This window comes from Niastella sp. OAS944 (assembly GCA_024809215.1).
GTDB lineage: Bacteria > Bacteroidota > Bacteroidia > Chitinophagales > Chitinophagaceae > Niastella.
In genome coordinates this window covers 1,351,007-1,375,675 of the sequence record JANUBW010000001.1, presented here as the reverse complement: position 1 = coordinate 1,375,675, position 24,669 = coordinate 1,351,007, and the positions used below count along the sequence as shown (strand labels likewise).

Genomic DNA, 24,669 nt, shown 5'->3' with positions numbered 1-24,669 from the left:
GATATAATAGATTTGCGCGATAAGAAGTTGGGATGAACGGAACATTAAAATTTTACCATAACAGTAATACGGGCTTTGCGTCCGCTACGCAATTTCCAGGAGGGGCCTTGCTTAATTAGCCTGATGGCTTCTTCATCGTGTGCTTTTGATAGTGACTGTTCTATTTTATAGTCAGATAACGCACCTTTTTTATTTACTTCAAATGATACTATAACATTACCGGTAATATTTTCTGCACCAGCTGGTATTATTTTATTTTTTTCGAGATATTGCCCAAACGCTATCCATCCGTATGCAGGTTCTGCATCGTATAACATTACATTGGGAAACTTATAATTGTTTGCCAGCTGTTTTTTATTATTTATAGTTGCTGTTGGCGAATAATAATCATCTGAATAATTCGCGGGCTGTAACTGCAACTGGTTTAATGCCGCATTGTTCTGTAACGTAAAATTTTGAGTTCCATAACCACTTACGTTCACCGCAACATCTACCACCGAATCAGATACAGGTATTTTAAAGTATCCATATTTATCTGTAGTTAAATTATTAAGTAGATGATTGTTGGTAGCTTTTTGTAATTGTACCTGCACATATGCGTTAGCAACGGGATTATTAAAAGGATCAGTTACCTGGCCTTTTATAAAACCCGACAGGTTTTTATCTTTTGCGGCTGCTCTTCTTGATTTTACATCGCTTCGGGCAATAGTGATCAGCTCGGTTTCTGCTTCTCTATCCTCTTTTGCCTTTTCTTCAGCCATTCTTAAGGCCTTTGCCTTTGCCATAGCAACCGGTGGGGCAGCAGCAGGTGCGGGCTCGGTATTCTTATTAGCCATAACCTCCTTCTTTTCCGTTTGGGCGAAATAGGTAGAAGCATCATTTACCTGTGGGCTGGCTGCTGCGACAGGCGCTCTTTCTGTAGTAACGTTCGCGTTTTTATAAGACTCCTGCATTTTAGGTGCCTGAGCTTTGGGCTTTCCGGTAGCTATCTTATTTTCATTAGGGTGGGTATTCGCAGCAACTTCCGTTGTGCTTATTGAATCTTTATTAATGCCCGTTTTGTCACTATCGGCTAACGATGGCGCAGATTGTTGTTGAGGTTGTTCGGTCTTTGCAATAGCAACAACATCCGTTTGTTGCGAGGGTGCATTTTTATTAAGGCTGAACAGCCATACGCCGGTAATAATGAATACCACGGCAGCGGCTGCCGCTGCCTGCCAATACCGGAATGGCTTAAACGCTACAACCCTGGCAGTGCGATTGGTACGGGCATTGAACTGTTGCTGTAATTGTTGTATCTGCCCGGTAACAACATTTTCTTGTTCTTCGTCAAAAGCCTGTTGGTAACCTTCAATGGCATCGGCCAGGAACGGATCGTCAAGCGCCGCTTTTTCCATAGCGTGCATTTCTGCGGCAGATAATTTCCCCTGCACATATCGTTGAATATCTGCTGCCGAATACTGACTTATATGTTCCTTATGATCGTTCATGACTGGTAATGCCTGGTCATTCTTTAATATCTAATATTTTTTACGCCCACCTGTTCCGTTTCCGGCTCTTTCTCCATACATATTTTTAAATTCCGTCTGCCATTCTGAATAAAGCTGCGGACCTTATTCCATTCAATACCGGTGGCTTCTGCAATTTCCTTATAACACTTATTTTGCAAATAGAACAATTCCACGGCTTTCTTTTGCTCCGGGGAAAGGGTCTGCAAACAGCGCTCCAGCTTTTGCAGGTTCTCTTCCTTAACCTGTATGCCATTCAGATGCATTTCTTCCTCTAATTGCATACCGTCTGGATTAAATTCTGTTGTTTTCAGGTTTTTAGGAGTGCGTAACTGCATGAGACAGTAGTTCTTAGCCAGGGTATACAACCAGCTTTTAAAATTATCCACCTCATGTTTGGGAAGCTTGGCCACCAGTTCTTCAAAGATCTGCATTACAGCATCTTTGGCCGGTTCTGGCTGTTTCAGGTACTTCAGACAAACACCGTACAGGAGGTCCATATACCGTTGAAACAGCACTGCCAGCACCTCCATATTTCCGGATGTGCGAAACAGGCTGACCAATTCCCTATCGGGCAACTCGCTGGTTGGTATGTTCTTTAAAAATGCCACCGACGGTTAAAATTAACAAAAGATATAACAACTTGGTTGTGTAATTAATAAGACGGTATTCCTGCGCTTTGGTTGCAACCTTTTTGCCCGGGCCAACCGCCTGCTGAGCTTAGGTTTAAATATTTTTATTTAGGGGTTATGTAATTTTTTGGCCGGCTACATCAATATTCACAAATACGTACTTATGCCAAAATCTTTACAATTAAATATAGCCGAACCCTGCCATGAGAACTGGCAAAACATGACCCCACAGGAGCAAGGCCGTTTTTGCGGTGCCTGCCAAAAGACCGTAGTTGATTTTACCAAGATGAGCGACCAGGAGGTATTGAACTATTTCTTAAAAGCAGATCATAATGTATGCGGTCGTTTTGCCGATGATCAGTTAAACAAGGAATTAATAATAACAGAAAAGAAGAAACGCTTTTCCTGGGCGTATGTTTGGAATATTCTGGTGGCAACCTTGCTGGCAGTTAAAGCCGATGCGCAGGCGTGCCCACCTATAAAAAAGCCGGTTGAACCTGTAAAAGAAGTTCATATAAAAGTAGGAAAGGTGGCTTACGTACCGCCAGCAAACTCCGGTAAACCAGGTATAATATCTGGTACTGTGATCGATGAAACCAATAACCAGCCGGTTGGTGGAGTAAGCATTAGTATCAAAGATGCCGGCATTGTTAGCATCGCAAATACTACAGGAAAATTCAATTTGAAACTGGAAAACAAAGGGGGGCTGCAGCTCGAATTCAGCGCTGTAGGTTATGAAACAACAACCCTTGTTGTTGATGAGCTGGCCAATATGCAGGACCTGCAGATATCGTTGAAGCGTTCACAAGCTGAGCTAAAGGAAGTAGTGGTAGTTGCTGGCGTGGGGTATACACGAAAAGGCTATACAAATTGTGGTTATAGAATAACAACAGGCGAAAAAATACTAAGAAATTTACCCGCTGTACTTAAGAATGATGTAAAAGTATATCCCAATCCGGTTGTACGGGGTAATAGTATTACAGTGAGTTTGTCGTTGAAACAGGCAGGTGCATACAAGTTAGAAGTATTGAATGCCGCCGGACAGGTTATGCAGGTTCAACCGTTGTTGATGCAAACAAAAGAACAGGTGATCGATTTGCATACACAGGTTGCGTGGAGTGCCGGTATTTATTGGTTGCGCATTTCATCGCCCAATACAAAAAGTGTTTATCAAAGTAAGTTGTTGGTGAAATAAACGTTATGCCAAAAGCTGTCCAAATTCACATTCAGCAACCTTGCCATGAGAACTGGCAAAATATGACACCCAATGAACAGGGCCGATTTTGCAGTGCCTGCCAGAAAACGGTAGTTGATTTTAGTACCATGAATGATAAGGAATTGCTTGAGTTTATTACTACTATACCTGGTTATACCGCTTGTGGGCGTTTTTCAAAGGACCAGTTGAGCAGAGATATAAAAGAGGTTGATAAAAAACGGCGGTTTTGCTGGGCTTATATCTGGAATATTATACTGGCCACTTTTATGATAACAGAAGGGAATGCACAGGTATGTCCGAAAAAGAAAAGAGCCCTCGTGCCGAGCACAGTTATGAAACCCGATACGGTTAATACGGCGATCAGTACAAACGGTTATAAAGCCCAAATGAATGATGTAAAAGATAACGTTATCGAGCAACATCCTGTATTAAATCCTTTACTAGAACTAAGGGGACATGTAGGAGGTGTAACGGTTTTTGAAAGAACACCGGTAAAAGAAAAGGTAAGCAGGTTTGTAAATAGCTGTATTCCCACTTCGTTGAAAAAGGATGTAATCATATTTCCTAATCCAATAGTAAAAGGAAATATTGCTCTGGTAAAGCTGAAGTTGCCAATAGGTGATTATAAGCTGGAAGTATTGAGCACATCGGGACAAATAATCTTGATACAGCCATTATATATACAATCAAAAGAACAACAGGTTGAACTTTCTACACAGATTGCCTGGAGTGCCGGTATATACTGGTTGCGCATTTCATCGCCCAATACAAAAAATGTTTATCAAAGTAAGTTGTTGGTGAAATAAACGTTATGGAATTATACTGCCTCTGCATCTAAATACAAATAGCAACTATGTCAAGATCCGTACACATAAAAGTTCCAAAGCCTTGTCACGAAAACTGGAACAATATGACGCCCGATGAACAGGGAAGATTCTGTGGTTCGTGTCAAAAAGTAGTGGTCGATTTTACAGCAATGAGCGATCAGCAATTGCTCGATCATCTTTCCAAAACTGCCGGGCAACACGCTTGTGGGCGTTTTTCAAGCCATCAGTTAAACAGGAATATAAAAGCAATGGAGAAGAAGCGGCGTATTTCGTGGGCTTATGTATGGAATTTGTTACTGGCCACTTTTCTTGTTACCGAATCATATGCACAGGAGAAGCCGCAGATAAGCAAAAAGCCCGATGTACAATTACCCAGCCTGTCTCCAACGGTAGGCACATTTGCGGTGAAGGAGCCTGATACAATGCCTACGAAGGAAATTCGTGGCACTATCAAGGACCAGGATACGTATGAACCCATTGCCAATGCAACTATTACGGTAAAGGGTACTGCCATAGGAACGGTTACTGATTCGCTTGGCCGGTTTAAAATAATGGTAAATGACAAAAGCCCTATTACATTGGAAATAATGGGCCTCGGTTATGAACCCCAAACCGTTGTGATGAATAAAAAGAAGAACTGGCAAAATGTAAAAGTGACCATGAAGGGTAACGAAGCAATCGTTGTGGGATTAATGGTTTGCACGCCCGAAGAAAACTAAGCATAACCCAGGTTAAATAAACAATATGTCAAAAGTCTTACAAATAAAAGTTCCAAAGCCCTGTCACGAAAACTGGCACAACATGACGCCCAAAGAGCAGGGAAGGTTTTGCGGTTCCTGTGAAAAGGTAGTCATTGATTTTAGTAAGATGAGCGATAATGAAATGCTTGATTATTTTACTAAAACAGCCGGGCAATCAACCTGCGGTCGTTTTGCCAATGATCAGTTGAACAGAAAGGTAGAAGAAACAATAACCAAACCACGACGGTTTTCAATGGCTTATGTTTGGAACCTGTTGCTGGCATCGGTATTATTTTTTGAATCGTGTAATGAGGCTACAACAGGTGAAGTGGTATGCGAAAAGCCAGCCGTTCAACAAGCCATAACAGAGGAACCCCTTATGGGTATAGTAGTTGCTGAAGATACTACGGCCCAGCCCAAGCCGCAAGCTGAAATAAAAGGAAAGGTATTTAAAAGAGGAGATGAGGCGAGTTTAAAAGAGTTGCAATTCGAAGAAGCATATATAAAGGGCGAAATTGCTGTTGAGGATGTAAGTGGTAATAAGAAAGATTGTAAAAAAGAAAAATAATATTCCCTTTACTTTTTTTATACGGGTTCATCAGGAATTAAATGAGGTAGTGATCATTTCTATTTCATGGTTCTATACCGGCCGCAAGGCCGGTATTCTGTTATAAATGAAAAAGCCATCCTAACAATGTCGGGATGGCTGAATAAAATTGAAAAATCTTATCGTTTTAGATCGTCTAAGTTCAGCTGGGATAACACTCTATTGGCTTCCGCCAATTTCTCAGGGAAATGTACTTTTTCAGATGGCCTATCAAGGACGGTTAGGTTTAAGCCCAAGGAAGCGGCAAACTTAATGATCCGTTCCTTCTCTCGCTGTTGTTCCTCCTTGTTCATTTTCTGCTCCATAAAATATAAGTTTATATTTCAATTTAAAGTTAGGTCTTTTTGCCACGTGTGTGTATTACTCAACTACTTAAACGCCGGATGAAACTGTTGCAACGTATCGCGTAAGAACTCTCTGTCAAGATGCGTATATATTTCAGTGGTAGTAATGCTTTCGTGCCCCAGCATTTCCTGCACGGCACGAAGATCGGCGCCGCCTTCAACAAGATGTGTGGCAAAGGAATGACGAAAGGTATGTGGCGAAATATTCTTTGTAATGCCTGCTTTCTTTACAAGATCTTTTAACATTAAAAATATCATTACCCGCGTTAGCTTGGCACCGCGCCGGTTTAGGAATACGTAATCTTCATTTCCTTTTTTTACCGGCATATGCACACGAATATTCTTTTTGTATATCGTTATATATTTCACGGCGCTATCGCCAATAGGTACCAGTCTTTCTTTATCACCTTTACCTGTTACGCGTATAAAGCCAACGTCGAGGTACAGGGCCGATAGCTTCAGGTTTACTACTTCGCTTACCCGTAGGCCACAACTGTACATGGTTTCAAGAATGGCTTTGTTTCGCCCGCCCTCTGGTTTGCTAAGGTCTATTTGGGCAATAATGTTCTCTATTTCTTCAAACGTAAGCACATCGGGTAACGCACGTTTTAATTTGGGCGCTTCCAGCAGGGTAGTTGGGTCTTTTGTTACAATGTTCTCAATAAGGCAATACTTATAAAATGAGCGAATGCCCGAAATTATCCGTGCCTGTGAAGTCGGCGTCATGCCCAACTCGCTCACCCAGCGAATGAATTGCTGCAGATCGGGCAGGGTAACATTGGCCGGACTGGTAACATTGTTTTTTTCCTGCAGGAACTGGGTCAGCTTTTCAATGTCGCGCAGGTATGCCTCCACCGAATTATCGGATAGCGATCTTTCCAGTTGAAGGAAAGCTTTAAAGCCTTTTTTATACGGGTCCCACATAGTGTATGATTAAAGCAACATAAGGTTATGGCAACAAGGGCTGCAGGCCGTAACAAAATTTGCTATATTCGTTGCTCAAAAATAACGTATCCACATTATTGGCCACTTTTTAAATCAACTGTTCCCATGCTGCTTAGTCTAAGTAAGATGAAGAAAAAGATGCTCCTTAACCGGTCGCTTTTCAGAAGGTTCCTTACCAAACTGGAGAAAGATCCTCCTCGTGGGCTCGATAACCTGGCGGTAAAGACCGATAAGCTGGTATGGGCAGAAACCGATTGCCTGGCTTGCGCTAATTGCTGCAAGACCATGACCCCCACTTTCACCAACACCGACATCAAACGTATTTCGGCTCATCTTAACATGACCGAAGATGCATTTAAAAAGAAGTGGTTGAAAAAAGACCGTGCCGGTGACTGGATCAATACCAAACAGCCATGCCAGTTTTTAAACCTGAAGGATAATAAATGTTCCATTTATGATGTGCGTCCTAAGGACTGCTCAGGTTTTCCCCATCATACCCGCCGCCACATGGTTGACTATATTCATGTGTTCAAACAAAACGTGGAATACTGCCCGGCTACCTTCCGCCTTATTGAACGTATGATCGAGGGCACAACCGGTAAATCGGAAGTGGTTATTACCAAGTTGAAGGAAGAAGGTAAAGTTCAAAAGGCTAAGACCTCATAAGAAAACATCCTCAATAAAAAAATACTCCACCGGCTGCCCTGGCAGCATGGTGATCGATAAAATATTCAACTGAACCTGCTGCCATTGCGGGTTCTTATTCATATATGCCCTGGCCCCCCGAAGCAGGTTGTTTATTTTCTTTTTTGAAACGCTTTCTTCAGGGTGGCCAAACTGCAGGTTGCACCTCGTCTTTACTTCAATAATGTGCAGCAAATTATTGCGGGAAGCAATAACATCGATCTCATAATGGGCATAACGCCAATTGCGATGCAAAATGGTGAATTGCAGATTCTGCAGATAATCTACAGCCATGTCTTCACCTTTTTTACCGGTATCATGATGCTGATAGCTCATTGCATTTTTGTATCATTGCAAATTACTGAAGATATATGGCGAACAATACTAAAATATTCAAACTACAGGGCAAGGTTCAACATTATACATGGGGCGGGGCAGATTTTATTCCCGCTTTGTTGCACTTACCTAATACCGATAAAAAGCCTTTTGCCGAATACTGGATGGGCGCTCACGATAATGTGCCATCTGAAGTGGTGCTGCCAAACGGTAGCCTGCAACCGTTAAATGCTTTTGTAAAGCAGGAGGCTACAGGTGTATTGGGCAAAACCGTAAACGAACGTTTTGGCCGGCTGCCTTATTTGTTCAAGGTGCTCGATGTAAAAGATATGTTGTCTATTCAGGTGCACCCTACCAAAAAAGCGGCTGAGTCGGCCTTTGATGCAGAAAACAGAAAGGGTACTCCATTAAACGCGTCTAACCGTAATTATAAGGACGATAACCATAAGCCAGAGCTAATGCTGGCATTAAGCGATTTCTGGTTATTGCATGGTTTTAAATCGCCACAGGCGCTGGTGAGTATTCTTATGCAAACACCCGAGCTGCAATTCCTGGTGCCGGTGTTCGATGGTAAGAATTACCACGCTTTGTATGAAATGGTAATGACCATGGACCAGCATGAAGTAGATGATCATTTGCAACCGCTGCTCGATAGAATTGTACCTCTGTATGAGAAAGGATTTTTAAACCGTAGCGAGGAAGACTTCTGGGCTGCGCGGGCTGCTAAAACTTTTTGTGAACCCGATAAGATTGACCGGGGTATTTTCAGCATCTACCTGTTTAACCTGGTGAACCTGAAACCTGGTGAAGCTATTTTTCAGGATGCCGGAATTCCGCATGCCTATTTGGAAGGTCAGAATATGGAGTTGATGGCCAATAGCGATAACGTATTGCGCGGCGGGTTAACCAATAAATATATCGATGTTCCCGAGCTCATGCACCATACAAAGTTTGAGGCGGTGGTACCTGATATTTTAAAGGGCACCGATGGACCGGTAATGGGTGAAACCGTGTTTCTTACACCGGCTGCCGATTTTGAGCTGCACAGGCTTATTGTAAAGGCGGGTTCGCCGGTTACATTAACGGCTGCCACGGCTGAGATCTTTTTTGTGTACGAAGGCGTTGTAGCTGCCAACGATGGCAGTAATGAAATTAGCCTGGGTAAAGGCGAAACCCTGTTGGCAACAGCCGGTGCTACCTTTGAATTGAACCCATCGGAGGATGCAGTTGTGTTTAGAGCTACGGTACCCCTTTAGAAGGGTGCTTTTAGCATATGGTTTTTTTAGTACTGGAATTGAATTTCAATTTTTTTAGATAAAGAAGTAAGTAGGAGGTAAGAAGTAAGAAATACAGAAAGCCCGAATGTCAGGTTCTTCATACATCTTACTTCATACTTCCTTTCCCTGCACCTTGGTCTTGCCTTTGTGCTATGATATTTCTACTTTTAGATTAACTTTGTATATATTCTTTAGTTATGAAGATCAACAAATCAATCATCTGGTCGCTTATAGTAATGGTAGTGGTGACCGCCTTGTACCGGGTAATTCCTGGCCGCCCATTTGGGTTTGAACCACAAATTGCCTTGGCCCTGTTCAGCGGTGCGGTTATAAAAGATAAGAAACTGGCATTTTTGTTACCGCTGGTATCTATGTTTATTTCCGATGTATTGTACCAGATCCTATATAAAGCCGGCGTTTCGAGCATTTATGGCTTCTATCCCGATCAGTGGATCAATTACCTGTTATACGCTTCTGTAGTAGCGTTCGGGTTCTTAATAAAGAGAGTTCGTGTTGTAAATGTGCTGCTGGTTGCACTGGCTGCGCCTACTTATTTCTTCCTGGTGAGCAATTTCCTTACCTGGGCAGGTGTAGGTGGTTACGATATGTACCCTAAAACCGCGGCCGGTCTTTATAGCTGCTATATTGCCGCATTACCGTTCTACGAAATGGGCCTTATCAGCTGCGTTTTATTCAGCGCCGTTCTTTTCGGTGGCTGGTACCTCATCAACCGCCGGGCCCAAAAGCCGGTTGTTGCCGCATAGGTTTTAATTACACCAACATATTCTTAGCCCCGACGGTTCCGTCGGGGCTTTTTCGTGTCTGAGCTATACCTGGTTAACTATAACTATGTACTAAAAGCTTGCTAAAGCAGTACCAAGACCGTGTTTAACACGGACTTGGTACGGACTTGATGCGAACGAGGTATTAACCAGGTATTAATGAGGTTTTAATTAAACCGCCATGCAATGGTTATGAAATACCATAGCAGTTCAGGCTCTTGTAGGGAGCCTGTTTTATGTGCCCAGCATGTAACAGGTAATTTTGCCTCTACAGGTCTTCTTTGCCAAAGCCTACATCTTCCTGCAGGTTACCGCCGTCGGCGGCAGCGGTGGCCAGTTGATCGCAGCGGTTATTGAATGGGTTATCGGCATGGCCTTTTACCCAAACGAATTTGATCTGGTGTTTTTGCATCAACTTATAAAAGCGGGTCCAAAGGTCTTTGTTCTTTTTACCGCCTTTGAAATCTGTTTTGATCCAGTTTTTTAGCCAGCCTTCCATAACGGCTTTAACCACGTATTGGCTGTCGGAGTAAATGGTGATGCTAAGTCCTTCGCGGGTGAGGGCCTCCAGGGCGGCTATCACCGCCATTAATTCCATACGGTTATTGGTTGTGCGTTTATAGCCACCCGATAATTCTTTACGGCTATTGCCCCATTGTAATATGGCCCCGTATCCACCAGGGCCGGGGTTACCGCGACTTGCACCATCAGTATAAATTACCAGTCCTTTATTCTCAGAAGTTGCCAAAATGAAAACAGATTATTTATTGAACCGGCAATATACTATACCTGAATGACACCCGTATTAAAAGGTGGAATAATAGGATTGTTATTGGCTGCGGAAATACTTTCTGAAATAATGTTCCTGGTTTGTGCAGGGTCAATAATAGCATCAACCCATAAGCGGGCGGCTGCATAATAAGGCGTGGTTTGTTTTTCGTAGCGGCCTTTTATATCGTTCAGCAGCTTTTGTTCATCTTCGGGCGATACTTCGCTGCCTTTGGCCTTCATGGCGCTTACCTGTATTTGTAACAGTGTTTTGGCTGCCTGTTCGCCACCCATAACGGCGATCTTTGCGCTTGGCCATGCATAAATAAAACGGGGGTCGTAAGCTTTACCGCACATGGCGTAATTACCGGCGCCATACGAATTGCCTACAATGACAGTTATCTTTGGCACTACCGAATTGGCCACAGCATTCACCATTTTGGCGCCATCTTTTATAATGCCGGAATGTTCGCTGCGCGAGCCTACCATAAAACCGGTAACATCTTGCAGGAACACAAGGGGTATTTTCTTTTGGTTACAGTTCATGATAAAGCGGGCTGCTTTATCGGCACTATCGTTATAAATAACCCCGCCCATTTGCACTTCGCCTTTGGCGCTTTTTACCATGGTGCGTTGGTTGGCAACAATGCCTACAGCCCAGCCATCGATGCGGGCGTAACCGCACAGAATGGTTTTCCCATAATCCTCTTTAAATTGTTCGAATGTACTGTCATCAACGATGCACTCAATGATCTGCAGCATATCGTAGGGGCGGATGGCAACAGCGGGCATAATGCCATACATATTTTGCGGGTCTTTTTTAGGGGCCTTAGCTTTTATTCGATCGAACCCCGCTTTGGGTGTGGCGCCCAGTTTCGACATGATCTTTTTTACCTGGTCGAGGCACTCCTGTTCGGTTTGAAATTTATAATCGGCAATGCCACTGATGGCATTGTGAGTAACTGCACCGCCTAGTGCCTCAGCATCGATGGTTTCGCCAATGGCCGCTTTTACCAGGTAGGGGCCGGCGAGGAAAATGGAGCCATTGCCTTCTACCATTAACGTTTCATCGCTCATAATAGGCAGGTAGGCGCCGCCGGCAACACAGGCGCCCATTACGGCTGCAATTTGTGTAATACCCATGGCGCTCATGCGGGCATTGTTCCTGAATATTCTGCCAAAATGTTCTTTATCGGGAAATATTTCATCTTGCATTGGTAAGAAAACACCGGCACTATCTACGAGGTATATAACTGGTAAATGATTCTCCATGGCTATCTCCTGCAAACGCAGGTTCTTTTTGCCGGTAATGGGAAACCAGGCGCCGGCTTTTACTGTTTGATCGTTGGCAAGAATAATACATTGCCGGCCGCTTACATAACCTACGCCTGCTACTGTGCCCGCCGATGGACAACCGCCTTGCTCTTCATACATATCCCAACCGGCAAAAGCGCCGATCTCTATAAATGGGGTATCGGCATCGAGTAAATAACTGATGCGTTCACGCGCTGTTAACTTGTTTTTTTCTTTCTGTTTGGCAATCGCTTTTTTTCCACCGCCCAGGGCTACCTGCGCAAAACGCTGTTGCATTTCGCTAAGCGCCCGTTTCATTATGTCCTCGTTACGGTTAAATTCAATGTTTATATTACTCATGTAGTTTTGTCGTGATTAGTGAATCTTTATCGTGAATCGTGAAACGGCAAACGCGAAACGTGAAAGGCCCTCCTATATTCGGGATCGCCGCCTTTGTAGGCAGCATGCTTATTTGTTAGTATTTCCTTCCTCTGTATTCCATTATCACATTAGCTAATTATTTAACAACAGCAATAGCCATTCCATCATACTCCTTTACCCCAACCATTTGAAGAATGGTGGCGGTAACGGCGGAACTGGCGCCAAGTACTTTATTAAAACGTTGGGCGCCGTTTACAGCGGCATCGGTACTGTTTTCATCCAACACCTTTCCATCGCGTATTACATTATCAACAACTATAAGTGTGCCGGCACGCGATAATTTAAGTGCCCATTCAAAGTATTCGGCATAGGGTGGTTTATCGGCATCAATGAAGATCATATCAAACGGACCAGCGCCTTCGCTATGTAATTGTGGCAAGATGTCGATGGCTTTGCCGGTTTTTATTTGTACCTGACCGGCTACACCTGCCCGCTCAATATTCTTTTGTGCTACAGCGGCATGTTTGGGATCAAATTCAAGCGTTATAAGTTTGCCATCTTTAGGTAAGGCCCGGGCCATCCAAATGGTGCTGTAACCCGCCAGGGTTCCCAGTTCAAGAATATTTTTAGCATTGCATAATAAGGCAAGCACCTGTAAGAATTTGCCCTGGTTAGGCGAAATGCTGATGGCAGGCATGCCTGCCTCTTTTAATGATTTGGTGGCAGCGATCAGTGCATCGTCTTCATGACCCAGCAGGTTGCTGATATAATGGTCAACCGACTCAAAAATTTCATTATTCATTTTTGTTATCCGGAATTTTTTTAATGAATTCAACCAGTGTAATGATGTTATTATTCTGACGGTAATGTTTTAGTTTTTCCTGTATGGCGGGGAAGTCGGAAAAGAAGGGATACAGGTTTTGTTTGGCCTGTTCATATTTCTTTTCGTGCATTTTTGTCAATACAGGAAAGGCGGCATATTCCTGTTTGTCGTCTTTGGTCTTTTCAAAAATAATATTGGGATAGGTGTTTATACAACCCTGGCGGGCATCGAAGCCATAATACAGTACGTAGTAAATATTGATGGTGCCGGTATAAATGATTTGGGCGAATGATTGCGGAAGCATCGACAGCTTATTACGTAAAGCAAAGTCTTCACCATATACAGTTAAATTGGTGAGTGTTTTGAACTGCAGGCTATCGGTTGCAAAGCCCTGCAGATCGGCAATACCGAACTTTTCTTCCTGTTCCTCATTTTCTTTGAACCGGAGCTTTTCATTGGGTGAAGGGAACCATTTTATCAGCCCCTTTTTTTGAGTAGCATCATTCAATGTTATAGTACCGGGAACAAATTGTTTGGCAAACGGGTAGTTTTGCGCGTTTACAGACCAGGTTATGAATATACCAACAATAAAAAATAAACTTTTCATAGTAGTATTGTTATTGTGAATATAAAGAATAATGGGATAATGTGCTAATTTGCTGATGTGCTGGTGAATACAGGCTATTGGGAATTAGCACATTAGCCAATTATCACATTAGCAAATTAACAATATTATGTGGAGGAAAAAGTCTGCCTGGTTTGTACTATTAGGATTGGCAATTTGTATTAAAATCTTTTCTTTATTCCCCAATGCAGTGGAAAAGTATTATGCTTTGGGGATCTACCCTGTTATTTCAAAATTACAGCGTATACTCTTCGGCTGGGTGCCTTTTAGCGTGGGCGATTTCTTTTATGGTTTTGTAATTGTGTGGTTGATATATAAACTATATAACACCATAAAGCGCATAATAAAAAAGCAAACCAATAAAAAATACTGGCTGCATGCCCTGTTGCAAATAGGCTTTGCTGTGGTAGTAGTATATGTTTCGTTCAATTTATTATGGGGGCTGAATTATAATCGCCGCGGGGTGGCGTACCAGTTAGAGTTGAAAGTGCAACGCTATACAAAAGATGATCTGGAGCAAATGATGCAACAGATCGTTATTCGTTTAAATGCGCTTGATTCTGCTTCCCGGGTAAACCGTGAATTTATACAACGAAAACGTAATTTATTTGAGGGGGCGGCGGCAGCGTACGACCAGCTTGCACTTAAAGAAGCTGTTTTTACCTATTCGTTCAAATCGGTAAAGCCTTCTTTATATAGCTACCTGGGAAATTATCTTGGATATACAGGATATTATAATCCATTTAGTGGTGAAGCGCAGGTAAATACCACCGTGCCGTTGTTTGTACAACCCTTTACAACCTGTCATGAAATTGGTCACCAGTTAGGATATGCCAAGGAGAATGAAGCCAATTTTGCGGGATATCTTTCTGCCAAATCATCACAAAATGCTTTATTCCGGTATTCTGTGTACTTCGATCTGTACAGTTATTCAAGATATTACTTATATGCGCAGGATTCAGTGGCAGCCAAAAAGCTCGATGCCCAATTGCCATCAGGTATAAAGACCGATTATCGTGAGCTAAGGGAATTTGTGATAAAATACCGAAACCCTATTGAGGCCATCATCGATCATTTATACGGCCAGTACCTAAAAGCCAATAACCAGCCGAGTGGAAAGCTTACCTATAATGAAGTGGTGGCGTGGTTGGTGGCATACTATAAAAAGTATGGAGCCTCTGCTATATAAGTGTGCCTCGTTTAAAGTATTTATTATTACAGCAACGTAACAAATGTGCTAATTTGCTAATGTGCTACAGTAGCCTATATTCAATTAGCACATCAGCACATTAGCAAATCGGCACATTAGAATTTATTCTTCCACATCATGCTTTCAACCGGTTTATCGGGTTGACCGCTGTATTTGGCGTTCTTTTTCTCGTTGTATTTTACTTCAATTTCTCCTTCAACAGGGAAATAGATCAATTGACCAATGGGCATGCCTTTGTACACTTTTACGGGTTGTTTTACTGATATTTCCAGCGTCCAGTTGCCGCAAAAGCCAACATCGCCTTTACCTGCCGTGGCGTGAATATCAATACCCAGGCGGCCGGTTGATGATTTTCCTTCCAAAAAGGGCACATGGGCATGGGTTTCGGTATATTCTGCTGTTACGCCCAGGTAAAAAACATGGGGGTACAGAACGAAACCATCGTCGGGAATTTCGAAATACTCAATTTCATTGTGTTTTTTGGCGTCCAGAATATGTTCCCTATAGGTGGCCAGGTACTTTCCCAGGTGCACATCATAGCTGTTACTGCCCAGGCATTCACGTTTATAGGGTTCAATGCGGATGCTGCCTTTCTCAATTTCTTCCAGTATGCGTTTATCCGACAAAATCATGTGATGTGATTAGTTTATATTTGATTGTTGTTTTCCAGACTATTAGCTGCGGCCTGAAAATTGGTGCAATGTAAAATCTAAAACGCTACTGTGGCACTGTTTTATACACATAATATTAACGAACAAACTAAATTGGGCATCTGGCGAATAGAAGAGCCGGAAGCGTTTTACCTCGAAAAAGTTCCCCTGAAGAAGGGTGTAAGCCATCCGTACAAGCGGTTGCAGCACCTGGCGGGGCGGTTTCTGCTGCCAACTTTGAAGGAAGATTTTCCGCTGGAAGAGATACTGGTGGCTGATACCCGCAAACCCTTTTTGGAGAGCGAGAAATACCATTTTTCCATTTCTCATGGTGGAAATTTCGCCGCAGCTATCGTTAGCAGCACCAGCAGGGTGGGGGTTGATATTGAATTGGTTTCGTCGCGTATTGTGGCTATTTCCCATAAATTCCTGCACCACAGCGAAAAAGTGTTCCTGAACGACTGGCTGCATCTCACCAAAGTGCACCTGGAGCTAACCACTGTAATGTGGAGCGCCAAAGAGGCCATTTACAAATGGTATGGCCATGGCGAGCTCGATTTCAGGCAGCATATGCAATTATCCGGGCCTATTACCTTTAAGGCCGATGAAACCATTGTACTGCCGTTTGTGTTCAAAAAGCACGAGCCCATTCATGTTACGGTAGAGGCCCGGATCTTTGATCAACTGGCGCTGGCCTGGGTGATGACGGGGAGTTAGTTCACAGTTTTCAGTTCACAGTTCTGGTTTTTAACTCTTTGGTTCTAAGTTACTGGTTATCGAGTTGTTCAGTTATTCAGTTGCTGGCTAATTGCCTGGTTCGCTGTTGGGCCGAAAGGCCGGCTTGCTTCGCGAGCCGATGCCGAAAACTAATAGTAATCTGTGCCAGTAGCGAGCCTTTCACGTTTGCCGTTTCACGTTTCACGACTCGCGAGGCTATAATTTTCAGGAATCATTGCCGATTGCCGATTCACGATTGGTGAGACTTACTCCTCAACCAGCAAGGCATCTGTATCATCTATCAGATCCAACTGAATATTATCGTTACCCGCAATGCCTTCAATGGAGCCTTTGATATGGGCGGCGTTAAGCAATACTTTCTCCAATTGCTTTTCGCGCATCTTCCACAGCTTTTCCATGGCGTCGCGTTCCTTTTGAATGCTTTGTTTCATGGCCTGAAAGCCTTCCCTGATGGCATTCCATTGTTCACCAAACTCATTGCTGGTTAAATATGCATATAACATATGCATTTTATCGCCCTTATTTTCCTGTGTTTTGGTGGCCATGAATATTTTAAGAATGCTGTCGCGCAACACATGTACCAGGGCAAGGGCATCGCTGAATGAGCAGATCCAAATGCCGTCGAGCTGGCCAAAGGTGGGCACCTGGTCGGGCAGGGCTTGTGTAACAATAATACCAATATCTGCCGAGGTGCTGCGCATATCGGCTTTTAGCTTTTCAATCCAGTTCTTATCAAAGTGTTTGGTGCGTTTGCTTTCAAAAATGATCTTCCCGCATTCCTGTCCCAGGTTATTCCGGATGATCAAAATACAGTCGGCCCCACGCACCCCTTTACCCACTTCACTAACAAGGTCGAAGGGGAAACTGGCTTTCAGCATTTCTTCCAGAATAAGTTCCTGTACCTCACCCTGTAATTGCATGGAACCCTGTTCGGCCTTGCGGCGCATTTCCTCGGCCAGTTTTTTCTGATCGTCGAGTTGTTTTTCCAGTTCGCGTACGCGAAGCTGGTGTTCCATGTCCTTGGCAGCGGTCTTTTGTTCTTCGAGTTTGCGTAATTCTTCCGATAATTTCGACCGCTCTTCCTGTAGTTTGCGCTGTACAGAAAGTTCCAGTTCGGCTTCTTTATTTTTAAGGGCCTGTTCTTTTTGCAGAAATTCCAGTTCTTTTTGACGGGCCTGCACCAGTTTATCTTCCTGGTCTTTATTGGTTTGCTGCAGCAATTGCATTTTGGTCTCGAAATCGGCCGCAATGGTTTTGCGCAGATTCCCTTCTATGGAATGTTGCAGCTGGATCTTTTCTTCCTGCAACTTTTTGGCAAAATCCGCTTCTTTATTTTGAGCCAGTTGTATCAGTTCTTTTTCACGTTTTGCAAATTCATCTTCTTTCTGTTTTAGATAATGTTGCATTTTCTCCCGCAGTTCTTTCTTAATATCTTCAGAAACAGCATCTTCAATAGCAAACTTATGTCCGCAACTAGGGCATTTGATATCTGTGGCCATGCACGAAATTTGTGCGCAAGTTAAGAAAAAGAGAAGGGATGAAAACGGTTGGGCAGGGTTTGCTACTATAATTGGCTGTTAGTAAGAAGAAGTTACATATTGGAAGAAGTTAACATGGCCTGCCCCGATGAAGCCGGGATTGACGAGTAGACAAGGTATAGGATCTGGTAACTTCAACATATACCGTAAAACCCTTACCGTAAAACGACCACCTTTAGTCGTAACACTGATTTATTTTTCGATTCAAGAATCTTTTTACTACTTTCGTATACGCCTGCACAACAGTTCCCCGTGCAGGACCCCAACCAAATAGCGAAACAGAGATTGCCAATAATTCTATATCCCATCAGTTCGATGCAATCAGCCTTGTCCATGCAACATGTATTTTAAGTCATTCCTATTCGTACAATATGTTTACTACGGCGTTATGGCTTAGATACCACTGGTTTAAACCTCAATACATATTTAAAGAAAGTGGCACTGTTTTAAAAGATCAGGCAGCTCAAACATGAAGGTTGTTTCCCGAATTTACCAATGGATGTATGCGTAAGATAAAATTGTATTTGCACGTATAGTAACAAGTTATATCTAACGGTTAATCTTATTTGTGTATTAAACCCTTCGCCGTGGCTACGAACAGACATATTGCTGAGCTAATTATCAAACACCGTAAGAATTCGTTGAGCGCATATGAAAAAGAAGAACTTGAAACATGGTGTGACCATTCTGAAGAGAATCAGCTGCTTTTTGACAGATTGAGTGGACCAGGGTACGACAATATGGTGGAGTTGTATAACAGTTTAGCTACAACCGAAAATAATGTAGCGGTGTGGCAGCCGCAAAGAAAGCGTGTGGTTGTTGCCATGGTATATATGTCCATCATAATATGTTTACTATTTGCAGGCATGGCAGTGTATTCGGTCTTTAGCAAACAACGGGATAGGAATAAACGCAATACGTTGGTGCAACAAAAACCAACAGACGTTATAAATAACACCCAGGTTCCGGATGTGCGCCGGGTTCAGTTAAAACTGGCCAGTGGTGATATGATTTATCTTGATAGTAGTGTAAATGGTCACGTTGCCTTACAATACCGATCGGTAATATTTAAACGGGGCGATATGATACGGTATGAATGGTCAACCGGAGATGCGCAAACCGAACTGGAGTACAATACACTAATAACCCCACCGGCAAGGAGGTTTATGCTGGAACTGCCCGATGGCAGTAAAGCCTGGCTTAATGCTTCTTCAAGCATCACTTATCCTACAGCATTTATTGGTAAAGAACGCACCGTGCAGGTGACCGGTGAAGTATATTTTGAAGTGAACCATTACCCCGGTACGTTGGGAAGCCATGAAAAGAAACCGTTCATTGTGTATGTTAATTCAATGCCGGGGAGTATGGGGGTTGGCGCCAGGGTGGAGGTATTAGGAACACATTTTAACGTGAATGCTTATGACGATGAGCTGGTTATAAAAACCACATTGTTGCAGGGAAAGCTAAAAGTAAGTAATCAATTGCTACAGATAGCGGGCGCCGATAGAATTGTAAATGAACCGCAGTTAAAAATTGAAGATGAGCCGGCATTGAAAACAGTTGTTTTAACCCCGGGGCAACAGGCGCAGGTGAGTGGTAACGGTAAACTGGAAGTAATTAAGTATGCAGATATTCAGGAGACAATGGCATGGCATAAAGGCCTGCTGATCTTTAACGATCGGCCAATAAAACAGATCATGAAGCAACTTGCCCGGCAGTATGATTTTGATGTGGCGTTTAATGATGAGGTTGATGGGCATTACACCCTTACGCTTACTCAGGAAGCGCCACTGGACCAAGTGTTGCAGGTGCTTGAGTTTTCGGGCGGCGTGCATTTTAAAGTTGATGGTCGTAAGATAGTTGTTTCGCAATAAAGTGTAATTAGTTCAATAGGTAAAGCTGGTTGCATGTGTTGTAAGGATGTTGAATTATGCGAGTTGTTCCCGGACGGGGACAGGTAATTTGGTTTTTTATTAGTGTAATATTAGCGTTAAGCTAATCACAAAGACTAGGACATGAGTAAGATTTTTTCGTTAATGCTTTGTTTGCTGGCGTTTGTTGGGGTTTATGCACAATCGCAATATAATATATCGGCCGACAATGTTCCGGTTAGGAGAGTATTTAAGCAGATTGAGCGATATAGCGAGTATTACTTCACATTCAGGTCTGATGTATTACCACATGATACACGGGTTACGGTGCATGTAAAAAATGGTACTATTGATGATGTAATGAAACAGGTGTTGAAAGACCTGAAGTTAATTTACCGCATCTATGGTAATATGATAACCGTTGCCCGCGATACTAGTGAGGCACAAATTCAAAAACAGGAATTTTTGACTATATCCGGTAAGGTCCTCAACGAAGCCGGTGAACCGTTAGATAATGTATCTGTAATGGTAAATGGTTCCAAAGCAGGGGTTACCTCCCAAATAGACGGAACCTTTCATATTACTGTTAAGCCCAATACAGTATTAAGCTTTTCCAGTGTTGGTTATGAATCTGCCGATCGTTTTATAAAAGAAAAGGCATTTATTACCGTTCAAATGAAACACAAGGTAAGAGACCTTGATGAAACGCTTATTATTGGTTATGGCAAAACCTCTAAACGATACAACACTGGCTCCGTATTCAAAATAAATCAGGGTGATATTGCCCGTCAGCCGGTAAGCGATCCTTTAGGTACATTAGCGGGTCGCGTGCCGGGTTTGCTCATTACACAAAGCAACGGTGTTCCAGGTTCTACCTATAAAGTACAGTTACGCGGCCAAAGTTCTATTGGCATTAACCCCAGTCAATTACCACCTAATGATCCCTTATTTATAATTGATGGAGTACCCTATGCGCCCAATAATAATTCCATAATAGGCGTTACGTCTGGTTCTGCATTAGGCGATGCCGGTAGAAGCCCACTCTCTTTTATTAATATAGGCGATATAGATCATATTGAAGTATTGAAAGATGCCGATGCCACGGCTATTTATGGCAGCCGTGGATCGAATGGTGTAATACTTATCAGTACCAAAAAAGGAAAAGCTGGTACCCCTGTTTTTAACATGAATGTAAATACTGGGTGGAGCAGGATAACCCGCTATGCGGATATGATGAATACTGCCCAGTATGTGCTAATGCGTAAGGAAGCTTTGAAAAATGATAACCTGGATGTGGATATAACAAATGCGCCAGATCTGATATCCTGGGATACTACCCGATATACTGATTTCAAAAAGATGCTTATTGGCGGGCAGGCGGTATCAACTAATGTGCAACTCTCATTGGCTGGAGGAAGTAACCGATTGCAATATTATACAAGTGCAGGCTATCATCGTGAAACTACTGTATTTCCGGGCGATATCAAAAATGAACGTTTCTCTGGTCATGCAAATCTGCATTATCAAAGCAAGGACACGAATCTGAACATAACATTATCAATGATCAGTATGTACGATAGGAACTGGTCGATAGCTAGTGATCTTACCAACTATATAAGCCTGGCGCCGCATACACCGGTGTTATATGATTCAACTGGGAAATTAGTATGGGAACAGGGGGATTTGAATTTTACAAACCCATTATCATATCTGCAGCAGCCGTATGAATCAAAAGCAACCAACCTTTTAGGTAATCTTGATATCAGTTACCGCATCGTAAAGAATCTTACTTTCAAAATTAGTCTAGGGCATAATTGGTTACGATTTAATGATCTAAGCATTAGACCAAGCTACAGCCAACGTACATCTGGTGGAGTTGTTCCCAAAGGCCTGGCTAATTTTGGAATGGTAAAATATAATAGTTGGATAGCTGAACCGCAGCTGGAGTATAACCGATATATGGGGTTAGGAAAAATAAGTGGTTTGGTGGGTGCGACTATGCAGGTACAAAAGCATTCAGGTTCTACTATTGAAGCAAGTGATTTTTCCAGCGATGATGAGTTGCGTAATGTAAATGCTGCCGGTGTTCAGAAACCTGCATATTTAAATACAGAATATAGATATGGCGGGGTATTCGCCCGATTAACAAGTGTACTGTGTGACAAATATTTGATCAACCTTACAGGGCGTATTGATGGAAGCAGCAGGTTTGGCCCAGGTAAAGAGGTTGGAATGTTTTGGTCAGCCGGTGTGGGTTGGATTTTTTCTAATGAACCGTTTATAAAAAGTATACCCTTTATAAGTTTTGGGAAATTAAGAACCAGTTATGGCGTTACAGGAAACGATCAGATTGGGGATTATAAATACCTCGATAAATGGCAGGATATTACCGGTGCTGCTTATCTGGGCCGTACAGGAATTTATCCGTTTCAGTTGGCCGATAGCAATTACAGTTGGGAAGTAAGCCGAAAATTGGAAGCAGCTATAGAATTAGGATTATTCAAAGATCGCGTGATGATCACAGTAGCACACTACCGGAACCGAACCGGCAATCAATTGATCGCATACGTTTTGCCTAGTATAACAGGCTTTCCCAGTTACGCCGCAAAAAATTCGTCGGCCCTGGTGCAAAATACCGGCTGGGAACTGCAATTGCAGTTTAAAAATAAATTAAATGAACGTTGGAGATTGGATGGAAACTTGATGTTTACAATACCGCGAAATAAATTGATTGCATTTCCTAATCTTAAGTCTTCTACTTATGCGAGTTCTTTGGATATAGGTCAATCACTTTCTGTATTTAGGGGATATGCATATGCCGGTGTGAATTCTACAAACGGTCTATTCGAATTCATAGATCAGAATGGGGATGGAGATATTAACTATCCCGATGATTATCGCATACTCGGTCATGTTGATCCTAAATGGTATGGTTCTGTACAGGCCAATATACAGTATAAAGGTTGGCAACTCGATATATTCTGGGAGATCAGAAAACTTCGCGCCAAAAGTTATTTGTATTCCATGTACGCTTTTCATCCGCCCGGATTCATATTAGAAAATCAACCAGTAATGGCGCTGCACCGCTGGCCGGAATGTAATAATGGCTGTGCCATGCAACAATACACTACAGGCGTCAATGATGTTACTAAAGATGCTATTGTTCAATTTGTGGCATCTGATGGTTTTATCAAAGATGCATCTTTTGCCCGTTTAAAAAATATCGAACTTTCATGGCAGTTGCCGGCACAGTGGATGAAAAATATAGCAATCAGACATTGCCGGTTTTATATGCAGGGGCAAAATTTATTAACTATTACACGTTATAAGGGGTTTGATCCCGAAACGCGAAATGTATCTGCTTTACCGCCCTTGCGAACCATTGCCATTGGTGTTGAATTGGGCTTTTAAATATCGTGTATGAAAAGAATTTGGTTAAAATTTAGTAAATGCATTTGTCTTGCTGCTGTATACAGTATAATAACTGTTACCGGTTGTAAAAAGCTGGTACAGGTTGATGAACCGGATGATTCGCTTACTTCTGCGGCCGTTTTTTCCAATGATTCCTTGGCGCAAGCAGCAGTAACTGGCTTGTATATAAAAATATTAGGGAGCACAAAATTTTTACTGAATGGTGGTATGAGTCTGTTCCCCGCTTTGTCTTCAGACGAATTGGTCCGAAATATGAACACCATTTTTGAAGATCAGTTCAATGGGAATGCGCTCAATTCAAGTAATCCATTAGTGAATAGTAATTTGTGGAAGGCTGCATACGTGTATATATACCAATGTAATATTTGTATAGAAGGATTACAAAAATCAACCGGAGTTAAAACAGAAATAAAAAAGCGATTGTCGGGGCAAGTAAAGTTTGTGCGGGCGCTGTGTTATTATTATCTGGTGAATTTATTTGGCGATGTGCCCCTGGCACTAGGTACCAATGCAGATGTGAATGCGATGTTGTTTCGGGCCCCCGTTAACGACGTTTATAAACAAATGGAAACAGATCTTATAGCCGCCAAAGAAGCTTTAATAAATGAGAACGAAAATACTTCTCCAACTTCTTATGCAGCGCAAGCCTTACTAGCGCGGATATATTTGCATTTGAAAAATTGGGGGAAGGCGGAAGAAGTTGCATCAGCAGTTATCAATTCGGGGTTGTTTGTGTTACAAAGCGATCTTACAACTGTATTCAAAGTAAAAAGCAAAGAGGTCATTTTTCAGTGGGCTCCTGTTCAAAATCGAGTGAATGCTCCTGAAGGTTTTATGTTTGTGCCACCTGCCCCTAGTTTAAAGCCTGCTTATCTTATATCGTCAGAATTATGGAATGCTTTCGAAATGGGTGATCTGCGTAAGGCGAATTGGATAAAATCTGGTCCATTGGGTAACTACCCATACAAGTACACCACATATTTATCGGCAGCAGGTAGTTCACCTATTGAATACAATGTAGTATTAAGACTGGCCGAACAATACCTGATCCGGGCTGAGGCAAGGGTAAACCAAAATAGGATAGAGGAGGCGGCGGCCGATATTAATATAATTCGCACCCGGGCGGGGTTGTCTGTATTGGCAACAACTATCAACATAGAGCAATGTTTGCAAGCCATAGAACAGGAACGGCGCACCGAATTGTTTGCTGAATGGGGACACCGCTGGATAGATCTAAAGCGTACTAATAAAGCCGATGGCATGCTGGGGGCTATAAAAAGCAACTGGAGTCATAACGATCAACTGTATCCTATTCCGATTAGTGAATTGGAATCCGCCCCTAATCTTAAACAAAATCCTGGCTACGAGTAATGTTTATGTAAAAAGGCGTATCACGCCTTTACGTAACCAGCATTTATATTAAATATCATGCATGGACATAC

Annotated in this window: 23 protein-coding genes; 12 read left to right on the top strand and 11 right to left on the bottom strand. The window is 42.6% G+C overall.

Annotated elements, in window-relative coordinates; all coding sequences use genetic code 11:
* Positions 1-44: 44 nt before the first annotated feature.
* Both GGD38_RS05320 and GGD38_RS05315 read right to left on the bottom strand, forming a co-directional pair.
* Entirely contained in the window at positions 45-1,490 is a 1,446-nt protein-coding gene (locus GGD38_RS05320; RefSeq protein ID WP_375299055.1) for a carboxypeptidase regulatory-like domain-containing protein, read from the bottom strand.
* Between the two features lie 23 nt (positions 1,491-1,513).
* Positions 1,514-2,119, bottom strand: coding sequence for an RNA polymerase sigma factor (locus GGD38_RS05315; RefSeq protein WP_375299056.1), 606 nt, complete (start codon positions 2,117-2,119; stop codon positions 1,514-1,516).
* Between the two features lie 184 nt (positions 2,120-2,303).
* Here GGD38_RS05315 and GGD38_RS05310 point away from each other — a divergent pair, with 184 nt between their 5' ends.
* Genes GGD38_RS05310 through GGD38_RS05295 form a run of 4 tightly spaced genes read left to right on the top strand, consistent with a single transcriptional unit; the run spans position 2,304 to position 5,491 of the window.
* On the top strand, positions 2,304-3,335 hold the full coding sequence (locus tag GGD38_RS05310; RefSeq protein WP_375299057.1) for a carboxypeptidase-like regulatory domain-containing protein: 1,032 nt from the start codon (positions 2,304-2,306) through the stop codon (positions 3,333-3,335).
* A gap of 5 nt (positions 3,336-3,340) precedes the next feature.
* Positions 3,341-4,162, top strand: a complete 822-nt coding sequence (locus GGD38_RS05305) for a T9SS type A sorting domain-containing protein (protein WP_375299058.1) — start codon at positions 3,341-3,343, stop codon at positions 4,160-4,162.
* 47 nt (positions 4,163-4,209) lie between these two features.
* Positions 4,210-4,902, top strand: coding sequence for a carboxypeptidase-like regulatory domain-containing protein (locus tag GGD38_RS05300; RefSeq protein WP_375299059.1), 693 nt, complete (start codon positions 4,210-4,212; stop codon positions 4,900-4,902).
* Positions 4,903-4,927: 25 nt separating this feature from the next.
* Positions 4,928-5,491, top strand: coding sequence for a hypothetical protein (locus tag GGD38_RS05295; RefSeq protein ID WP_375299060.1), 564 nt, complete (start codon positions 4,928-4,930; stop codon positions 5,489-5,491).
* 158 nt (positions 5,492-5,649) lie between these two features.
* Here the strand turns inward: GGD38_RS05295 and GGD38_RS05290 are convergent, their stop codons facing one another.
* Positions 5,650-5,835: a hypothetical protein gene (locus tag GGD38_RS05290; protein ID WP_375299061.1), complete on the bottom strand. Its 186-nt coding sequence runs from the start codon at positions 5,833-5,835 to the stop codon at positions 5,650-5,652.
* Between the two features lie 63 nt (positions 5,836-5,898).
* Positions 5,899-6,798, bottom strand: a complete 900-nt coding sequence (gene xerD, locus GGD38_RS05285; RefSeq protein ID WP_375299062.1) for a site-specific tyrosine recombinase XerD — start codon at positions 6,796-6,798, stop codon at positions 5,899-5,901.
* A gap of 126 nt (positions 6,799-6,924) precedes the next feature.
* On the opposite strand from xerD, the gene GGD38_RS05280 reads away from it, so the two are divergent.
* The gene (locus GGD38_RS05280) at positions 6,925-7,485 is read left to right on the top strand and encodes a YkgJ family cysteine cluster protein (RefSeq protein WP_375299063.1); all 561 of its coding nucleotides are present in this window, start codon (positions 6,925-6,927) and stop codon (positions 7,483-7,485) included.
* Here GGD38_RS05280 and GGD38_RS05275 read toward each other — a convergent pair.
* Positions 7,480-7,839, bottom strand: coding sequence for a YraN family protein (locus GGD38_RS05275; RefSeq protein WP_375299064.1), 360 nt, complete (start codon positions 7,837-7,839; stop codon positions 7,480-7,482). The two genes, GGD38_RS05280 and GGD38_RS05275, sit on opposite strands and share 6 nt — an antisense overlap.
* Before the next feature lie 35 nt (positions 7,840-7,874).
* Between GGD38_RS05275 and manA the strand changes: the two genes are divergently transcribed.
* Together manA and GGD38_RS05265 are read left to right on the top strand one after the other, a co-directional pair.
* Positions 7,875-9,095: a mannose-6-phosphate isomerase, class I gene (manA, locus tag GGD38_RS05270; RefSeq protein WP_375299065.1), complete on the top strand. Its 1,221-nt coding sequence runs from the start codon at positions 7,875-7,877 to the stop codon at positions 9,093-9,095.
* Positions 9,096-9,313: 218 nt separating this feature from the next.
* The gene (locus tag GGD38_RS05265; RefSeq protein WP_375299066.1) at positions 9,314-9,880 is read left to right on the top strand and encodes a DUF6580 family putative transport protein; all 567 of its coding nucleotides are present in this window, start codon (positions 9,314-9,316) and stop codon (positions 9,878-9,880) included.
* A 286-nt stretch (positions 9,881-10,166) separates the two neighbouring features.
* Here the strand turns inward: GGD38_RS05265 and rnhA are convergent, their stop codons facing one another.
* From rnhA to GGD38_RS05245, 4 genes are all read right to left on the bottom strand, one after another.
* Positions 10,167-10,646 carry a ribonuclease HI gene (gene rnhA, locus GGD38_RS05260; protein ID WP_375299067.1) on the bottom strand — a complete coding sequence of 160 codons (480 nt, stop codon included), beginning with the start codon at positions 10,644-10,646 and terminating at the stop codon, positions 10,167-10,169.
* A 35-nt stretch (positions 10,647-10,681) separates the two neighbouring features.
* The gene (locus GGD38_RS05255; RefSeq protein ID WP_375299068.1) at positions 10,682-12,319 is read right to left on the bottom strand and encodes an acyl-CoA carboxylase subunit beta; all 1,638 of its coding nucleotides are present in this window, start codon (positions 12,317-12,319) and stop codon (positions 10,682-10,684) included.
* Positions 12,320-12,476: 157 nt separating this feature from the next.
* Positions 12,477-13,142, bottom strand: coding sequence for an O-methyltransferase (locus GGD38_RS05250; protein ID WP_375299069.1), 666 nt, complete (start codon positions 13,140-13,142; stop codon positions 12,477-12,479).
* Complete coding sequence (locus GGD38_RS05245; protein ID WP_375299070.1) at positions 13,135-13,770, bottom strand: hypothetical protein; 636 nt, start codon at positions 13,768-13,770, stop codon at positions 13,135-13,137. Before GGD38_RS05245 ends, GGD38_RS05250 begins: the two co-directional genes overlap by 8 nt.
* Positions 13,771-13,897: 127 nt before the next feature.
* Here GGD38_RS05245 and GGD38_RS05240 point away from each other — a divergent pair, with 127 nt between their 5' ends.
* The gene (locus tag GGD38_RS05240) at positions 13,898-14,977 is read left to right on the top strand and encodes a DUF3810 domain-containing protein (RefSeq protein WP_375299071.1); all 1,080 of its coding nucleotides are present in this window, start codon (positions 13,898-13,900) and stop codon (positions 14,975-14,977) included.
* A gap of 116 nt (positions 14,978-15,093) precedes the next feature.
* On the opposite strand, the gene dcd is transcribed toward GGD38_RS05240, so the two are convergent.
* Positions 15,094-15,630, bottom strand: coding sequence for a dCTP deaminase (gene dcd / locus GGD38_RS05235; protein WP_375299072.1), 537 nt, complete (start codon positions 15,628-15,630; stop codon positions 15,094-15,096).
* A gap of 90 nt (positions 15,631-15,720) precedes the next feature.
* On the opposite strand from dcd, the gene GGD38_RS05230 reads away from it, so the two are divergent.
* Entirely contained in the window at positions 15,721-16,365 is a 645-nt protein-coding gene (locus GGD38_RS05230) for a 4'-phosphopantetheinyl transferase family protein (RefSeq protein ID WP_375299073.1), read from the top strand.
* A gap of 266 nt (positions 16,366-16,631) precedes the next feature.
* Here GGD38_RS05230 and GGD38_RS05225 read toward each other — a convergent pair whose 3' ends face one another.
* Positions 16,632-17,885: a DUF2130 domain-containing protein gene (locus GGD38_RS05225; RefSeq protein WP_375299074.1), complete on the bottom strand. Its 1,254-nt coding sequence runs from the start codon at positions 17,883-17,885 to the stop codon at positions 16,632-16,634.
* A 626-nt stretch (positions 17,886-18,511) separates the two neighbouring features.
* On the opposite strand from GGD38_RS05225, the gene GGD38_RS05220 reads away from it, so the two are divergent.
* The 3 genes from GGD38_RS05220 (at position 18,512) to GGD38_RS05210 (ending at position 24,598) form a co-directional block, all read left to right on the top strand.
* Positions 18,512-19,798, top strand: coding sequence for a FecR family protein (locus GGD38_RS05220; protein ID WP_375299075.1), 1,287 nt, complete (start codon positions 18,512-18,514; stop codon positions 19,796-19,798).
* Positions 19,799-19,939: 141 nt separating this feature from the next.
* A complete protein-coding gene (locus tag GGD38_RS05215; RefSeq protein ID WP_375299076.1) occupies positions 19,940-23,206 on the top strand; it encodes a SusC/RagA family TonB-linked outer membrane protein in 3,267 nt (1,088 codons plus the stop codon).
* A 9-nt stretch (positions 23,207-23,215) separates the two neighbouring features.
* Entirely contained in the window at positions 23,216-24,598 is a 1,383-nt protein-coding gene (locus GGD38_RS05210; protein WP_375299077.1) for a RagB/SusD family nutrient uptake outer membrane protein, read from the top strand.
* Positions 24,599-24,669 lie beyond the last annotated feature (71 nt).

Excerpts from the sequence above, each read along its gene's own strand:
- manA (WP_375299065.1), top strand. The coding sequence starts at position 7,875 with ATGGCGAACAATACTAAAATATTCAAACTACAGGGCAAGGTTCAACAT.
- GGD38_RS05310 (WP_375299057.1), top strand. The coding sequence starts at position 2,304 with ATGCCAAAATCTTTACAATTAAATATAGCCGAACCCTGCCATGAGAAC.
- GGD38_RS05300 (WP_375299059.1), top strand. The coding sequence starts at position 4,210 with ATGTCAAGATCCGTACACATAAAAGTTCCAAAGCCTTGTCACGAAAAC.
- dcd (WP_375299072.1), bottom strand. The coding sequence starts at position 15,630 with ATGATTTTGTCGGATAAACGCATACTGGAAGAAATTGAGAAAGGCAGC.
- GGD38_RS05305 (WP_375299058.1), top strand. The coding sequence starts at position 3,341 with ATGCCAAAAGCTGTCCAAATTCACATTCAGCAACCTTGCCATGAGAAC.
- GGD38_RS05275 (WP_375299064.1), bottom strand. The coding sequence starts at position 7,839 with ATGAGCTATCAGCATCATGATACCGGTAAAAAAGGTGAAGACATGGCT.
- GGD38_RS05210 (WP_375299077.1), top strand. The coding sequence starts at position 23,216 with ATGAAAAGAATTTGGTTAAAATTTAGTAAATGCATTTGTCTTGCTGCT.
- GGD38_RS05225 (WP_375299074.1), bottom strand. The coding sequence starts at position 17,885 with ATGGCCACAGATATCAAATGCCCTAGTTGCGGACATAAGTTTGCTATT.
- GGD38_RS05265 (WP_375299066.1), top strand. The coding sequence starts at position 9,314 with ATGAAGATCAACAAATCAATCATCTGGTCGCTTATAGTAATGGTAGTG.
- GGD38_RS05250 (WP_375299069.1), bottom strand. The coding sequence starts at position 13,142 with ATGAATAATGAAATTTTTGAGTCGGTTGACCATTATATCAGCAACCTG.
- GGD38_RS05280 (WP_375299063.1), top strand. The coding sequence starts at position 6,925 with ATGCTGCTTAGTCTAAGTAAGATGAAGAAAAAGATGCTCCTTAACCGG.
- GGD38_RS05320 (WP_375299055.1), bottom strand. The coding sequence starts at position 1,490 with ATGAACGATCATAAGGAACATATAAGTCAGTATTCGGCAGCAGATATT.
- GGD38_RS05290 (WP_375299061.1), bottom strand. The coding sequence starts at position 5,835 with ATGGAGCAGAAAATGAACAAGGAGGAACAACAGCGAGAGAAGGAACGG.
- xerD (WP_375299062.1), bottom strand. The coding sequence starts at position 6,798 with ATGTGGGACCCGTATAAAAAAGGCTTTAAAGCTTTCCTTCAACTGGAA.
- GGD38_RS05245 (WP_375299070.1), bottom strand. The coding sequence starts at position 13,770 with ATGAAAAGTTTATTTTTTATTGTTGGTATATTCATAACCTGGTCTGTA.
- GGD38_RS05295 (WP_375299060.1), top strand. The coding sequence starts at position 4,928 with ATGTCAAAAGTCTTACAAATAAAAGTTCCAAAGCCCTGTCACGAAAAC.
- GGD38_RS05255 (WP_375299068.1), bottom strand. The coding sequence starts at position 12,319 with ATGAGTAATATAAACATTGAATTTAACCGTAACGAGGACATAATGAAA.
- GGD38_RS05240 (WP_375299071.1), top strand. The coding sequence starts at position 13,898 with ATGTGGAGGAAAAAGTCTGCCTGGTTTGTACTATTAGGATTGGCAATT.
- GGD38_RS05215 (WP_375299076.1), top strand. The coding sequence starts at position 19,940 with ATGAGTAAGATTTTTTCGTTAATGCTTTGTTTGCTGGCGTTTGTTGGG.